The 13,747-nt window shown below is 74.0% G+C and carries 13 protein-coding genes; 5 read left to right on the top strand and 8 right to left on the bottom strand.

The genetic code is table 11. The features are described from left to right. Positions 1-8: 8 nt before the first annotated feature. Complete coding sequence (gene pepN, locus ABZ354_RS05355; protein ID WP_358653203.1) at positions 9-2,657, bottom strand: aminopeptidase N; 2,649 nt, start codon at positions 2,655-2,657, stop codon at positions 9-11. 220 nt (positions 2,658-2,877) lie between these two features. Here pepN and ABZ354_RS05350 point away from each other — a divergent pair, with 220 nt between their 5' ends. Continuing rightward, positions 2,878-3,528 (top strand): DsbA family protein, encoded by a 651-nt coding sequence (locus ABZ354_RS05350; protein WP_358653202.1) that lies wholly within the window; start codon positions 2,878-2,880, stop codon positions 3,526-3,528. 31 nt (positions 3,529-3,559) lie between these two features. Here ABZ354_RS05350 and ABZ354_RS05345 read toward each other — a convergent pair whose 3' ends face one another. The 6 genes from ABZ354_RS05345 to ABZ354_RS05320 form a co-directional block, all read right to left on the bottom strand. Beyond that, entirely contained in the window at positions 3,560-4,681 is a 1,122-nt protein-coding gene (locus ABZ354_RS05345) for a glycerophosphodiester phosphodiesterase family protein (protein WP_358653200.1), read from the bottom strand. A gap of 30 nt (positions 4,682-4,711) precedes the next feature. Further along, positions 4,712-6,136 carry an FGGY-family carbohydrate kinase gene (locus ABZ354_RS05340; protein ID WP_358653198.1) on the bottom strand — a complete coding sequence of 475 codons (1,425 nt, stop codon included), beginning with the start codon at positions 6,134-6,136 and terminating at the stop codon, positions 4,712-4,714. A gap of 75 nt (positions 6,137-6,211) precedes the next feature. Beyond that, positions 6,212-7,252, bottom strand: a complete 1,041-nt coding sequence (locus ABZ354_RS05335) for a 2-hydroxyacid dehydrogenase (protein WP_358653196.1) — start codon at positions 7,250-7,252, stop codon at positions 6,212-6,214. Beyond that, a complete protein-coding gene (locus ABZ354_RS05330; protein WP_358653194.1) occupies positions 7,249-8,334 on the bottom strand; it encodes an ABC transporter ATP-binding protein in 1,086 nt (361 codons plus the stop codon). The genes ABZ354_RS05335 and ABZ354_RS05330 overlap by 4 nt, the downstream gene beginning before the upstream one ends. Beyond that, positions 8,312-9,139, bottom strand: a complete 828-nt coding sequence (locus ABZ354_RS05325) for a DeoR/GlpR family DNA-binding transcription regulator (RefSeq protein WP_358653192.1) — start codon at positions 9,137-9,139, stop codon at positions 8,312-8,314. The genes ABZ354_RS05330 and ABZ354_RS05325 overlap by 23 nt, the downstream gene beginning before the upstream one ends. Before the next feature lie 7 nt (positions 9,140-9,146). Continuing rightward, positions 9,147-9,332, bottom strand: coding sequence for a hypothetical protein (locus ABZ354_RS05320; protein ID WP_358653190.1), 186 nt, complete (start codon positions 9,330-9,332; stop codon positions 9,147-9,149). Between the two features lie 186 nt (positions 9,333-9,518). On the opposite strand from ABZ354_RS05320, the gene ABZ354_RS05315 reads away from it, so the two are divergent. From ABZ354_RS05315 to ABZ354_RS05305, 3 genes are all read left to right on the top strand, one after another. Beyond that, positions 9,519-10,991 (top strand): FGGY-family carbohydrate kinase, encoded by a 1,473-nt coding sequence (locus ABZ354_RS05315; RefSeq protein WP_358653188.1) that lies wholly within the window; start codon positions 9,519-9,521, stop codon positions 10,989-10,991. Between the two features lie 163 nt (positions 10,992-11,154). Then, positions 11,155-11,793 carry a histidine phosphatase family protein gene (locus ABZ354_RS05310; protein ID WP_358653187.1) on the top strand — a complete coding sequence of 213 codons (639 nt, stop codon included), beginning with the start codon at positions 11,155-11,157 and terminating at the stop codon, positions 11,791-11,793. 42 nt (positions 11,794-11,835) lie between these two features. Further along, complete coding sequence (locus tag ABZ354_RS05305) at positions 11,836-12,612, top strand: SAM-dependent methyltransferase (protein WP_358653185.1); 777 nt, start codon at positions 11,836-11,838, stop codon at positions 12,610-12,612. A 34-nt stretch (positions 12,613-12,646) separates the two neighbouring features. Here the strand turns inward: ABZ354_RS05305 and ABZ354_RS05300 are convergent, their stop codons facing one another. Then, positions 12,647-12,775, bottom strand: a complete 129-nt coding sequence (locus ABZ354_RS05300; protein WP_358653183.1) for a hypothetical protein — start codon at positions 12,773-12,775, stop codon at positions 12,647-12,649. Positions 12,776-13,045: 270 nt separating this feature from the next. Here ABZ354_RS05300 and ABZ354_RS05295 point away from each other — a divergent pair, with 270 nt between their 5' ends. After that, a complete protein-coding gene (locus ABZ354_RS05295) occupies positions 13,046-13,630 on the top strand; it encodes a biotin transporter BioY (protein WP_358653181.1) in 585 nt (194 codons plus the stop codon). Positions 13,631-13,747 lie beyond the last annotated feature (117 nt).

Raw genomic sequence — 13,747 nt, 5'->3', positions numbered from 1 at the left:
GGGGAACGTCACTCCGCCGCGGCGGCGTCGCGGGCCTGGGCGCGCAGGGCCCGTGCCAGGTCGTCGCGGGCCTCCAGTACCAGCCGGCGCAGCGCCGGTGCCGCGTCCTCGTGGGCCGACAGCCACGCGTCCGTCGCGTCCAGCGTGTCCTGCGAGTCACGCAGCGCCGGGAACAGGCCCCGCACCACGTCCATGCCGATCTGGATGGACCGCCCGGTCCACACCCGCTCGATCGCCGCGAAGTACTTCTCGGTGTACGGGGCGAGCAGGTCGCGCTGCGAGGACTGCGTGAAGCCCGCGATGGTGGCCTCCACCAGGGCGTTGGACAGTGCGTCCGACTCGACGACCTGCGCCCACGCCTGCGCCTTCACCGCCTCCGACGGCCGGGCGGCCAGAGCGCGGACCTGGTGGCGCTCGCCGGACGCGGTGTCGTCCCGGGCGAGTTCCGCGGCGAGCACCTTCTCGTCCACGGCGCCGTGCGCGGCCAGCGGCTCCAGGAACGCCCAGCGCAGCTCCTGGTCGATGTCCAGGCCGTCGATCTTTCCGGTGCCCTCCAGCAGGTCGCGCAGCAGCCCGAGGTGGTTCTCGTCGGACGCCACCGACGCGAAGAACCGGGCCCACGCCAGCTGCGGTTCGCCACCCGGCTCCGCGGCCCGCAGCTCGCGCAGGGCGCCCTCGGCGAGCAGGCGCCCGCCCGTCTCCCGCCACCGCGGGGCCGCGTAGTGGACGAGGGCCGAGCCCGTCCAGGCGTGCAGCATCTGCAGGACGCCGATGTCGGACTCCCGGCCCGCGTACCGCAGCACGAGGTCCACGAACTCCCGGGTCGGCAGCAGCGCGTCCCGCGTCATGTTCCACAGCGCCGACCAGCACAGCGCGCGGGCCAGCGGGTCGGTGATCGCGCCCAGGTGCTCGCGCAGCGTCTCCAGCGACGTCTCGTCGAAGCGGATCTTGCAGTAGGTCAGGTCGTCGTCGTTGACCAGCACCAGCTCGGGAGCCTCGGCGCCGGCCAGCTCCGCGACGAGCGTGCGCGGACCGTCCACGTCGGCCTCGGCGCGCGCGTACCGGGCGAGGGCGCCCGCGGCGTCACGCCGGTACAGGCCGACCGCGACCCGGTGCGGGCGCAGCCGCGGGTGCGACTCGGCCGCCTCCTGCACCACGGCCAGCTCCGCGACCCGGCCGTCCGCGTCCAGCAGTACCTGCGGGGTGAGCGAGTTGACGCCGGCCGTCTGCAGCCAGGACCGCGACCACGCCGCCATGTCCCGCCCGCTGGTCTCCTCCAGCACCGCCAGCAGGTCACCGAGGCGCGTGTTGCCGTACGCGTGCCGCTTGAAGTAGCGCCGGGCGCCCTCCAGGAAGGCGTCCTGCCCGACGTACGCCACGAGCTGCTTGAGCACCGAGGCGCCCTTGGCGTACGTGATGCCGTCGAAGTTCAGCTTGGCGTCCTGAAGGTCGCGGATGTCCGCGGTGATCGGGTGCGTGGACGGCAGCTGGTCCGCGCGGTACGCCCACGACTTGCGGCGGTTGGCGAAGGTGATCCAGCCGTCCGTGAAGCGGGTCGCGCCGACCAGCGAGAACGCGCCCATGAAGTCCGCGAAGGACTCCTTGAGCCACAGGTCGTCCCACCACTCCATGGTGACCAGGTCGCCGAACCACATGTGCGCCATCTCGTGCAGGATCACGTTGGCGCGGCCCTCGTACGACGCCCGCGTGACCTTGCCGCGGAAGATGAACTCCTCCTTGAAGGTCACCAGACCCGGGTTCTCCATCGCGCCGAGGTTGTACTCGGGCACGAACGCCTGGTCGTACTTGCCGAACGGGTACGGGTAGTCGAAGTGCTCGTGGAAGAAGTCCAGGCCCTGCTTCGTCACCAGGAACACGTCGTCGGAGTCGAAGTGCGGCGCGAGGCCCTTGCGGCACATCGCGCCGAGCGGGATCTCCAGCCGCGTACCGTCCGCCAGCACCCGCTCGTAGGAGTCCGTGACGTAGTGGTACGGGCCCGCCACCACGCACGTGATGTACGTCGAGATCGGCTTCGTCTCCGCGAACCGCCACACGCTCCCCCGGCGCCCGCCACCGTTCTTCTGCGGAAGCGTGTCGCGCCCCTCTTCCCCGCGCTCGCCCACGCCGTTGCTCCACACCGTCCAGTCCTCCGGCGCCCGCACCTCGAAGCGGAACGGCGCCTTGAGGTCGGGCTGCTCGAAGTTGGCGAACACCCGGCGGGAGTCGGCCGGCTCGTACTGCGTGTACAGGTAGACCTCGCCGTCCTCCGGGTCGACGAAGCGGTGCAGGCCCTCGCCCGTGCGGGAGTAGGCGCACTGCGCGTCCACGACCAGCTCGTTCTCCGCGGCCAGGTCCTCCAGCACGATGCGGGAGCCGTCGAACACCTCGCTCGGGTCGAGGTCCCGCCCGTTGAGCGACAGGGCGGTCACGCTCGGCGCGACCAGGTCGGCGAAGCTCGACGCGCCGGGCTCGGCGCAGCGGAAGCGGATCGTGGTGACCGAGCGGAAGGTGCGCGGCCCGCCACCTGCCTCACCACCGTCGCCGTCCCCGTCCCCGCCGACGGCGGAACGCACGTCGAGGGACACGTCGTACCCGTCGACGGACAGCAGGGCGGCCCGCTCCCGGGCCTCGTCGCGGGACAGATTCTCACCGGGCACGGGCGGCACTCCCTGGGGGGTTCTCGGGTGGTCGTGAAGGGGGGTGGCGTGGTGCTCGGGCCGGTTTCACGACGTGGACAGCACCGATCCTGCCATGCGGACCTGACACGCAGCAGCCGGGAATGCGCCGGGCCGCCCCGGGCCGGCGGGGACGGACCGGGAATGCGCCGGGACGCCCCCGGTGTTGCGCGAGACACAGAGACCATGACCGAGGAGAACCATGTCCGAGACCGCCTCCGGCAAGACCCCCGTCGACTTCTGGTTCGACCCGCTGTGCCCCTGGGCCTGGATGACCTCCCGCTGGGTGCTGGAGGTGGAGAAGGTCCGCGACATCGAGGTCCGCTGGCACCTGATGAGCCTCGCCGTGCTCAACGAGGACAAGCTGGACGAGCTGAACGACGGCTACCGGAAGTGGCTCACGACCAAGGCCTGGGGCCCGGTCCGCGTCGTCGTCGCCGCCCAGGAGGAGCACGGTTCCGCCGTGCTCGGCGACCTCTACACCGCGATCGGCACCCGCGTCCACAACGGCGGCGAGGACTCCGGCAAGGAGACGATCGGCGCCGCCCTGAAGGACGTCGGCCTGCCGGAGTCCCTCCTGGACCACTGGGACGACACGCCGTACGAGCCCCAGCTGCGCGCCTCCCACAAGGAGGGCATCGACAAGGTCGGCCAGGACGTCGGCACGCCCGTCATCGCCGTGCCCGGCGCCGACGGCAACCAGATCGCCTTCTTCGGACCCGTCGTCACCCCGGCGCCCCGCGGCGAGGAGGCCGCCAGGCTGTGGGACGGCACCCTCCTGGTGGCCTCCGTGCCCGGCTTCTACGAGATCAAGCGCACCCGCACCAAGGGCCCGGACTTCAGCAACCTGTGAGCCCGGCCGGTCCGGTGAGCCCTATGGCCCGTCAGGCGCGGGCGAGCCGGGCGATGTGCGCCAGGTCCGGGTAGTCCGTCACCACGGCGTCCACTCCCAGGCCGTAGTGCAGGGCGTACTCGGCGAACGCGTCCCCGAACCCGTTCGCCGAGGTGCCCCGCCGGAAGTCCGCCGGGAGGAACCGGTTCTCGGCGCGGAAGGTGTACGCCCCGACCCGGAGACCGGCCGCGTGGGCGTCGGACAGCAGCGCCGTGGGGGTGCCCAGCCTGCCGTCCGCGCCCACCGGCACGATCGACGACTTGTCCGGCCCGATCCAGTCCGCGTACGCCGCGATCCGCGCCAGCCCGGCGGGCGTCATCATGTCGCGGTACGTCGTCGGGTCGCCGGAGGACACCAGGTCGTAGGGGCCGCCCGTGGTGCCGAGCGCCTGCCACAGCGGTACGCCCAGCTTCTCGGCGGCGATCCGGGCGAGGCTCGTCGGCTCGAAGGACTGCACGACGCATTCGCGCGCCCCCAGCCGGTTGCGGCGGATCAGCCGCGCCAGCTCCGGCTCCAGGGCCAGCCCGATCGAGCGGAAGTACGTGGGGTGCTTCGTCTCGGGGAACACGGTGACCGTCCGCCCGTGCTCACGGGACAGCCGCCGCGCCAGGTCCACGACCTCCTGGAACGTCAGGATCTCCGCGCGGCCGTCGAAGACGGTGTTGCGGTTGCGGACCAGCGGCAGCCGCTCCACCGCGCGCAGCGTCTTCAGCTCCGCCAGTGTGAAGTCCTCCGTGAACCAGCCGGTCACCCGCCGCCCGTCCACCGTCTTCGTGGTGCGGCGGTCGGCGAACTCCGGGTGCCGGGCCACGTCCGTGGTCTCCGACATCTCGTTCTCGTGCCGGACCACCAGCACATGGTCCTTCGTCGGCACCAGGTCCGGTTCGATCCAGTCCGCACCGGTCTGCACGCCGTACGTGTACGCCGGCGCCGTGTGCTCCGGGCGCCAGCCGGCCGCGCCGCGGTGCCCGACGACCACCGGCCGCCGGGCCCGCCGTGGCGCGGAGCCGGCCTCCGCGGACGTGGACGCCGTCGCGGGCGGGACCGTGGCCGCCGTGGCCGCCGCCCCCGCGCCGGCCGCGGCGAGCAGCAGGGACCTGCGTCGCACCTGCATGAAAGCTCCTCGAGTCGATGGCCGGATGTCTCAGTTCCGCGTCCGTTCCCGGGCCTGTGCCAGCCGGGTCAGGTGGTCCTCGAAGCCCTTCGCGTAGTACGTGGCGCGGCCCGGGTCGGGCTCCACGACCGCCGTCGGACGGGTCCACGCCGCCGCGTCCAGCGCGACCCCGTACCGTTCGGCCGCCGCGAGCACCGCGCCCCGCGCGCCCACCTCGCCCTCGACCACCGCCAGCGGCCGGCCCAGGACGTCGGCGAGGAGTTGCATCCAGGCGGGGCTGCGGGTGCCGCCGCCGCACACCGCGAGGGTGCCCGTGAGCCCCGCGGCCCGAAGGCAGTGCCGGGCGGCGTAGCCGATGCCCTCGCAGGTGGCGCGGACCAGGTCGGCCCTGGTGGTCTCCAGGGTCACGCCGGTGAGTTCGGCGCGCAACCCCGGCGCCACGAACGGGGCGCGCTCGCCGGACGGCGCGAAGTACGGCAGTACCCGCACCCCGTGCGCGCCGGGCGGGGTGCCGGCCAGCAGCCCGTCCACGTCCTCGTGGCGGACGCCGGTCGTGGACAGCACCCAGTCCAGGGCGGCCGTCCCGACCATGGCGGGCATCGCGCGCAGCCAGTGGCCCGGCCGGTCGGTGGAGATGTACAGCCCCGCCGGTTCCCCGCCCGTGTCCAGGTCGGTCGTCGCGACGAGGGCGGCCAGGCAGGTGCCGACGATCAGCAGGCCGTCCCCGGCGGCGCTCACCCCGGCGCCGAGCGCGCTCGCGGGAAGGTCGTACGGGCCGTTCGCGAGCCGGGTCCCGGCGGGCAGGCCCTCGCCGCGCGTCCCGGCCGTCGCGGCGGGGTCGCTGACCGGGGCGAGCAGCCGACGCCGGTGGGTGAGGCCGAGCAGCTCCACGACCCGGTTGTCGTAGCGCCGGGTGCGCGGGTCGAGGAACGGCATCGACGCGTCCGACACGTCCGTCGCGGCGGGCGCGCCCGTCAGCCGCCGGAACACCATGTCCTTGCAGTACAGGGCGGTCGCTGCGGCGTCCAGCGACGCCGGTTCGTGACTGTCGAGCCAGGCCAGCAGCGGGCCGGGGCTGCCGGGGAACATGGCGCTTCCGGTGAGCCGGAACACCGCCTCGAACGTGCCGTCCGCCAGCCACCGGTCGACCAGCCGGTGGGCCCGCCCGTCCATCCAGGACGCCGCGGGACGCACCGGCCGGCCCGCCGCGTCCACCAGCCACACCCCGTCGCCCTGCCCGGTCAGCCCGGCCAGCTCCACCGGCTCCGGGACGGCCGAGGTCAGCGCGTCGAGGACGGCGACGACCGCCCCGTACACCTCCTCCATGTCCTGCTCGGCGTGGCCGCCGCGCAGCGACAGGGCCACCGGGCGTGCCTCGACGGCCAGTTGGCGGCCCGTGGCGTCGAACGCGGCGGCCTTCACCAGGGACGTGCCCACATCGATCCCGACGTACATGCCGCCTCCTCAAGGCTCGGCAAGGCTTGCGAAGACTTCCGCGAGGCCCCCTGGGCCTCGCGCAACCTCCGGCTCTCAGGTGAGGCAGTGCGCCAGGGGTTCGCCGCGCAGCCAGCGCCCGACCTCCGCCGCGGCGATCCGCGCCGCCTTCTCCGCCACCGCGCGCGACGCGCCGCCCAGGTGCGGGGTGAGGACGACCCGGTCGGTGAGCCCGAACAGCCGCGCGTCCGGGGGCAGCGGCTCCCGCTCGTACGTGTCCAGCGCCGCCGCCGACAGCTGCCCGCTCTCCAACGCGTCGCACAGCGCGCCCTCGTCCACCAGCGGCCCCCGCGCCACGTTCACCAGGACCGCGCCGCGCGGCAGCAGACCCAGCTCGCGCGCCCCGATCAGGCCCCGGGTCTCGGCCGTCAGCCGGGCGTGCAGCGTGACGACGCGCGAGCGGCGCAGCAGCTCGTCCAGGGACGACACGCGCAGCCCGTCGATCTCGCCGCGCGCATACGGGTCGTACACCACGACGTGCGCCCCGAACGCGTGCAGCACCCGCGCCACCCGGCTGCCCACCGCCCCGTACCCGATCAGCCCGACCGGCAGGCCCTCCAGCTCCAGACCGGCGTGTTCGTACGTGTAGTAGCCGGCGCCCTCCCAGCTGTGCCGCCCGGCCAGCAGGTCGTTGGCCTGAGGGATGCGGCGCAGCGCGGCCAGCAGCATGCCGACGGTGAACTCGGCGGTGGCGGCGGCGTTCCGGCCGGGGGCGTAACACACCCGCACGTCGTGCGCCTTGGCCGCGTCCAGGTTGACGTTCACCGGGCCGCCCCGGCACACCACCACGAGCCGCAGCTGGGGGCAGGCGGCGAGGACGCGTTCGGTGACCGGGCCCATCTGCGTGACCAGGACCTGCGACCCGGCCAGCGCCGCGATCAGCTCGTCCTCCGCGTCACTGGCCTCGTCCACCTCGGCCACCGGACCGAACGGCTCCAGCGGCCAGCCGAGCGTCAGCTCCCTGATCTGCACGTGCTGTTCACCGGCCGCGACCCGCACGGCCGTGCCGATCAGGCCGGGCAGCACGAAGTGGTCACCGGCGGCCACCACCCGTACGTAGGTCTGCTCGTAGGTCATCGGACGGCGTCTCCTGTCTCCGCGTCGAACACATGGGTGAGCCGGGCGTCGGCCGCGACCCGGACCGGCTCGTCGTGCGCGAGCCGCACCTCCGGGCCGGTGAGGACGACCAGCGGCCGGTCCACTCCGGGGAGCGACAGCGTCGCGATGCCCGTCTCCAGCAGCGGCTCGTGGGCCACCACCCGGGCGGGCAGGCCCTCGGGCGCGAGCCGCAGGTCCTCCGGGCGCACCCCGACGACCACCTCACGGCCGGCATCCACCGGCACGGGCAGCGCGAGCCGCGCCGTGTCCGACAACCGGGCGTGCCCGTCACCCGTCGCGACGCCGGGGAGCAGGTTGATCCCGGGTTCGCCGACGAAGTCCGCCACGAACACGTTCGCCGGGCTGTCGTAGATCTCGTACGGCGTGCCGAGCTGCTGGATCACGCCGTCCCTCATCACGGCGATCCGGTCGGCCGGCGACAGCGCCTCCTCCTGGTCGTGGGTGACGAGGATGGTGGTGTGTCCCAGATTGCGCTGGATGCGTTTCAGCTCGCGGCGCGTGGTGTCGCGCTGGGCCGCGTCCAGGTGGGACAGCGGCTCGTCCAGCAGCAGCACGTCCGGCTCGCGGATCAGGGCGCGGGCCGGCGACACGCGCTGCTTCTGCCCGCTGGACAGCCCGGCGGGCCGCGCGTCCGGAAGACCGGTCGGGCCGACCCGCTCGGCGATCTCCCGCACCGTGCGGCCGATGTCGTCCCTGGATCCGCGGGCGGCCCTGCCCCGTGCCCGCAGCCCGAACGCCCCGTGCTCCGCGACCGTCAGCGGCGGATGCAGCGCGTAGTTCTCGAACGCCACCCCGATGTTCCGGCGCTGCGCCGGGCGCCCCGCCACCGACGCCCCGCCGACCAGGATGTCCCCGCCCGTGACCTCCTCCAGACCGGCGATCGTCCGCAGCGTGGTGGACTTGCCGCAGCCCGACGGGCCGAGCAGTCCCAGCAGTTCACCGGACGCCGGGCTCAGGTCGATGCCGCGCACCGCGTCCACCGCGGGCCGCCCCCGCGACCGGTACGTCTTGCGCAGCTCACGCAACTCCAGCGCCGTCATCGCCCTCCTTCGTCGCGCACACCTCGTACCGGACGTTGTGCTCGTCCAGGTCGCGCAGCGCCCGCGGCGAGGCGCCCGCGTCCACCAGCACCAGGTCGAAACGGGACAGCGGCACCACCCGGTGCAGGGCGACCCGGCCGAGCTTGGTGTGGTCCAGCAGCAGGACGTTGCGGGCGGCCGAGTCGAGCATCGCCCGCTTCACGGACACGATGTGCTGCTCCTGGTGGTAGGCGACGCCCCGCTGCACCGCGGACGTGGAGGTGAAACACACGTCCACCTTGAGCTGCTGCACGGCCTCCACGCAGGACACGCCGAGGAACGACGAGTGCAGCGGATCGTAGTCGCCGCCCAGCGCCATCAGGTGGATGCCGCGCTGCGGCGACAGCAGGTTGATGGTTTCCAGGAAGTTGGTGACGACCGTCAGCGGGGTGACCTCGCCGTGCCGGAGCCTGCGGGCCATCTCCAGCGTGGACGTGGAGTCGTCCAGCATGATCGCCATGCCGGGTTCGACCATCCGCACGGCGTGCTCGGCGACGGCGGCCTTCTCCGCCCGCATGGACTTCAGCCGGTACTGCACGTTCGACTCGAACACCCCGGACGGCTGTGCCGTCACCCCGCCGCGGAACTTCCGCACGATGCCCTGCCTCTCCAGCTCGTCGAGGTCCCGGTGGATGGTCATCAGGCTCACCCCGAACCGCTCGGCGAGATCGGCCGCGGCGGCGGTGCCCTCGGCCAGCACGAGTTCCGCCATGGCGGCCTGCCGGGCGGCCGGTCCCTGCTGCGCCCCGTGGTTGCTGCCGCTCATCGTGTCTCTACTCGTCGTTCTTCCCGTCGTAGGAGCCGGTGACGTCGTCGGCGGCCGAACCGTCGCCCTGCTTGCCGCCGTCCCCGCCGATACCGGCTCCGCAGGCGGTGAGCAGCGGGGCGGCGGCCGGCGCGGCGGTGCTCGCGCAGATCGGCGCGAGGAAGCGCCGACGGTCGTGCACGTGCGTGTCCATCCGTGACCTCCACGGGGGGCCGGGTCCGGTCGGGGTGCGAGGTGCGGGCGATGCGGTCACACGGCGAGTCGACTCGTCAACCGAGGGTTTAACGGCTGTAGTTGGGCGTCAATCCCTCGCGCACGCGAAAATATCGGGGCAGAGTGAGAAGTTCACGGCACGCACCGGTGGGCGTGGGAGGTCCGGGTGGTGGCTCAGGGCACGGGCGACGGCTGGCTCGGGATCGATCTGGGCACCCAGAGCGTGCGCGCCCTGGTCGTCGGAGCCGACGGCTCCGTCCTCGGCGCCGGTGCCGCATCGCTGACCGGCCGGCGCGCGGGCGTACGGCACGAGCAGGACCCCGACCGCTGGTGGGAGGCGGTGTGCGCGGCGTCCCGCACGGCGCTCGCCGCGACCCGCGGCGCCCGGATCGGCGGCCTCGCGGTGTGCGGCACGTCCGGGACGGTGCTCCTCACCGACGGCACGGGCCGCCCGCTGACCCCGGCGCTGATGTACGACGACGGCCGCGCCGCCGCGCAGGGCGCCCGGGCCCGCGCGGCCGGGCTCGTCGTGCAGGACACCTGGGCGCTGCCGAAGGTGCTGTGGCTGACCGACGCCTACGGCCGGGGCCGCGTCACCCACCAGCCCGACGTGATCGTCACCCGCCTCACCGGCACGCCGCCACCGGCCGATTCCAGTCACGCCCTCAAGACCGGCTACGACGTGGAGCACGCCACCTGGCCGGCCGCCGCCCTCGGCGCACTCGGTCTGGCCCGCGACGACTTCCCGCGGGTCGTCCGCCCCGGCACCCTCCTCGGCGAGGTCGGCGCGTCCGCCGCCGGGGCCACCGGCATCCCGGCCGGTACGCCCGTCGTCGCGGGCATGACCGACGGCTGCGCGGCCCAGCTCGCCTCGGGCGCCCTGCGCCCCGGCGCCTGGAACTCGGTGCTCGGTACCACCCTCGTCCTCAAGGGCGCCTCTCGAAGCCCGGTCCGCGACCCCACGGGCGTGGTCTACAACCACCGCGCCCCCGACGGCACCTGGCTGCCCGGCGGGGCGTCCAGCGTCGGCGCGGGCGCGCTCACGGCACGGTTCCCGGACGCCGACCCGGCGCTCATGGACGAGCGGGCCGCCGCCCACGAGCCGTCGGGCGCGGTGGCCTACCCCCTGCTCTCTCCGGGGGAGCGCTTCCCGTTCCGCGCCCCGAACGCCACCGCGCTCCTGCTCGGCGAACCGGCCGGCGACGCCGACGTGTGGGCCGCCCTCCTCCAGGGCGTGGCCCTCACCGAACGCCTCTGCCTCGACTACCTCCACCACCTCGGCGCCCCCCTCGACGGCCCGCTCACCTTCACCGGCGGCGCCGCCCGCAGCCCGTACTGGAACCAGCTCCGCGCCGACGTCCTCGGCCGCCCCGCCCGCATCCCCGAGCAGACCGAACCCGCCCTCGGCATGGCCGTCCTGGCCGCCCACGCCACCTCACCCGACCCCACCGCCACCCTCCCCGGCACCGCCGACCGGATGGTCCGGGTCCGCACCTTCCTCGAACCCCGGCCGGAGCGCACCGCCCGCTTCGCCGAGCCGTACACCCGTCTCCTCGACGCCCTGGCGGGCCGAGGCTGGCTGCCCGCTCCGGTGGCCGCGCACGCCCGCGCCCGCCTGCACACCGACACCACCCCCTGACGCGCCGAACCACCCCCGCCACACCGACACCACCCTGACGAGCCGAGGCCGAAGACCTTCGACGCGCCGAGGCCGAAAGCCTCTGACGTACCGAACGCCGGAACCCTCTGACGTGCCAACACCGAAACCCTCTGAGCGCCGCCCCCGAAAGCACGAGGACCCATTGGCTCCCACCACCCTCCTCCTGGCCCGCCACGGGCAGACCGTCTGGCACGCCGAGAACCGGTACGCCGGGATCAGCGACGTCGCCCTCACCGACACCGGCCGCGCCCAGTCCGACGCGCTCGGCCGGTGGGCCACCGCCCACCCCGTCGACGCGGTCTGGACGTCCACGCTGTCCCGTGCCGCCGCCACCGCCGAGCCCGCCTGCCGCACCCTCGGACTCACCCCGCACCGCGACCCCGGCCTGCGGGAATGCGACTTCGGCGTGGTCGAGGGCCGCACTCTGGCCGAATTCGCCGCCGAGCACCCCGAACGGGCGGCGGCCTTCCTCGCCGACCCGGTGGCGCACCCCTTCCCGGCGGCCGAGGACCCGGCGACGGCCGCGGCCCGGGGTGCGGACGCCCTGCGCCGGGCTGCCGGCGCCCACCCCGGCGGCCGGGTCCTGGTCGTCGCGCACAACACGCTGCTCCGCCTCACCCTGTGCTCTCTGCTGCACATCCCGCTGAGCGAGTACCGCCGTGTCTTCCCCCGGCTGCGCAACGCGGCCCTCAGCGAGGTGCGCCTGGACGGCGGCTCCACGGCCCTGCTGTCGCTCAACGTGCCGTGCGAGGCGGAGGTGGCACAGAGTCCCCCGGCGTAGGACGATGTGCGCGCATACCGACCTGGAAGCGAGTTGTGCCCCATGACGGAAATCGACACCTCGGTGCCGCACTCTGCCCGGATCTGGAACTACTGGCTGGGCGGCAAGGACCACTACCCGGTGGACGAGGAGGCGGGCAACGCCTACACCGCCGTCTTCCCCGGCATCGTCACCATCGCCCGCAGCAGCCGTGCCTTCCTGGGCCGCGGCATCCGTCACCTCGTGCGGGAGGCGGGCGTACGGCAGTTCCTGGACGTCGGCACCGGACTGCCCACCGTGGACAACACCCACGAGGTCGCCCAGCGGTACGCCCCCGAGGCGCGGATCGTCTACGTCGACAACGACCCGCTGGTCCTCACGCACGCCCGCGCCCTGCTCACCTCCACGCCCGAGGGGGTCACGTCGTACGAGGACATCAGCCTGTACGAGCCGGAGCGGATACTGCGGGCGGCGGCGAAGACCCTCGACCTGTCGCAGCCGACGGCGCTGATCCTCAGCGGCATCCTCGGCCACGTCGCCGACCACGCCGAGGCGTGCGACCTGGTGCGCCGCCTGATGGCGGCACTGCCGTCCGGCAGTCACCTGTGCGTCAACGACGGTTCGCGGGGCATCGATCCGGCCTACGAGGAGGCGCAGGACGGGTACAACGAGACCGGCGCGGTCCCGTACTTCCTGCGGCCCGTGGAACAGATCGAGGCCTACTTCGCCGGCCTGGACCTGCTGGAGCCGGGCGTCGTCCCCGTGCCCCTGTGGCGCCCGGAGCCCGGCACGTCCCCCGCGCCGATCGGCCAGCACGGCGGCCTGGCCCGCAAACCGTGACCCCGGCGCCCCGGCACGGGGCAGCCCCCGCGCGTCACGTCCTCGCGGGGGCTGCCTGCTCCACGATCAGCCGTCCGCCCAGTGGCTCGCCGCCACCGTCCTGCGGGCCGGTCGTGTTCTGCCGGTAGATCGAGTGCAGGATGTGCCGGACAGGTCCGGACATCGGTGCCACGGAGTGTGGGGGTTCCGGTCGCCCCGCCGGCCGCCGTCCTTTTGGTGAAACCCCACAGTCGCCCGTACGGCCCCCGAGTGAGCGAAGCCTCCCCGCCTCAGTGACCGGCATCACGTGCCCACGGGTGTGAGCGACAGCCCTTGTCCGAAGTCCACCACGCCACGACTCGACCCTTTGTCGAGCGCTGACGGTGATCCGCCGTGCCACGCTGGGATAGCGTCACCGTGTCCCAGCATGCCCACATCACTTCGCGGAGACCTCATGAGTACCGCTGCCGCAGCACCCGCCCGCACCGGACAGGTCCTCGCCGACCTCCTCCCCGCCTCCCGCGTACGGGACGCCGCGCTCGTGGTCGGCGGCGCCGCGCTCACCGGGATCGCCGCCCAGATCGCCCTGCCCGTGCCCGGCTCCCCGGTGCCGGTGACCGGGCAGACCTTCGCCGCGCTGCTCGTCGGCACCGCCCTCGGCGCCGGCCGCGGCTTCCTCTCCCTCGCGCTGTACGCGCTGGTGGGCATCGCGGGCGTGCCGTGGTTCGCGGAGGGCACCTCCGGGGCCGCCGCCCCGTCCTTCGGCTACGTCCTCGGCATGATCCTCGCGTCCACCGTCGTGGGCGCCCTCGCCCGCCGCGGCGCCGACCGCTCCGTGCTGCGCGCGGCCGGCGCGATGCTGCTCGGCGAGGCGATCATCTACGCCGTCGGCGTCCCCTACCTCGGCATGGCGACCGGCATGTCCGCCTCCGCCGCGATCGCGGCCGGCCTGACGCCGTTCCTGATCGGCGACGCCCTCAAGGCCGCCCTGGCCATGGGTCTGCTGCCCACGGCCAGGAAGTTCGCCGACAAGCGCTGACGGCGCCGCGGCCGCCGGACACGAGGAGAGGCCGGCCGGGGGGGGAGCCGCCCCCCCGCGCCCCGGGGCGGGGGCGGGGGGCGGCCCCGGGGGCCGGGGGCGAGCGCAACAACGCCC

Origin of the sequence: Streptomyces sp. NPDC005925 (genome assembly GCF_040638805.1) — a bacterium.
Taxonomy (GTDB): domain Bacteria; phylum Actinomycetota; class Actinomycetes; order Streptomycetales; family Streptomycetaceae; genus Streptomyces.
Note: the sequence above shows the minus strand (reverse complement) of the source record. Positions and strands in the feature narration are given on the sequence as shown.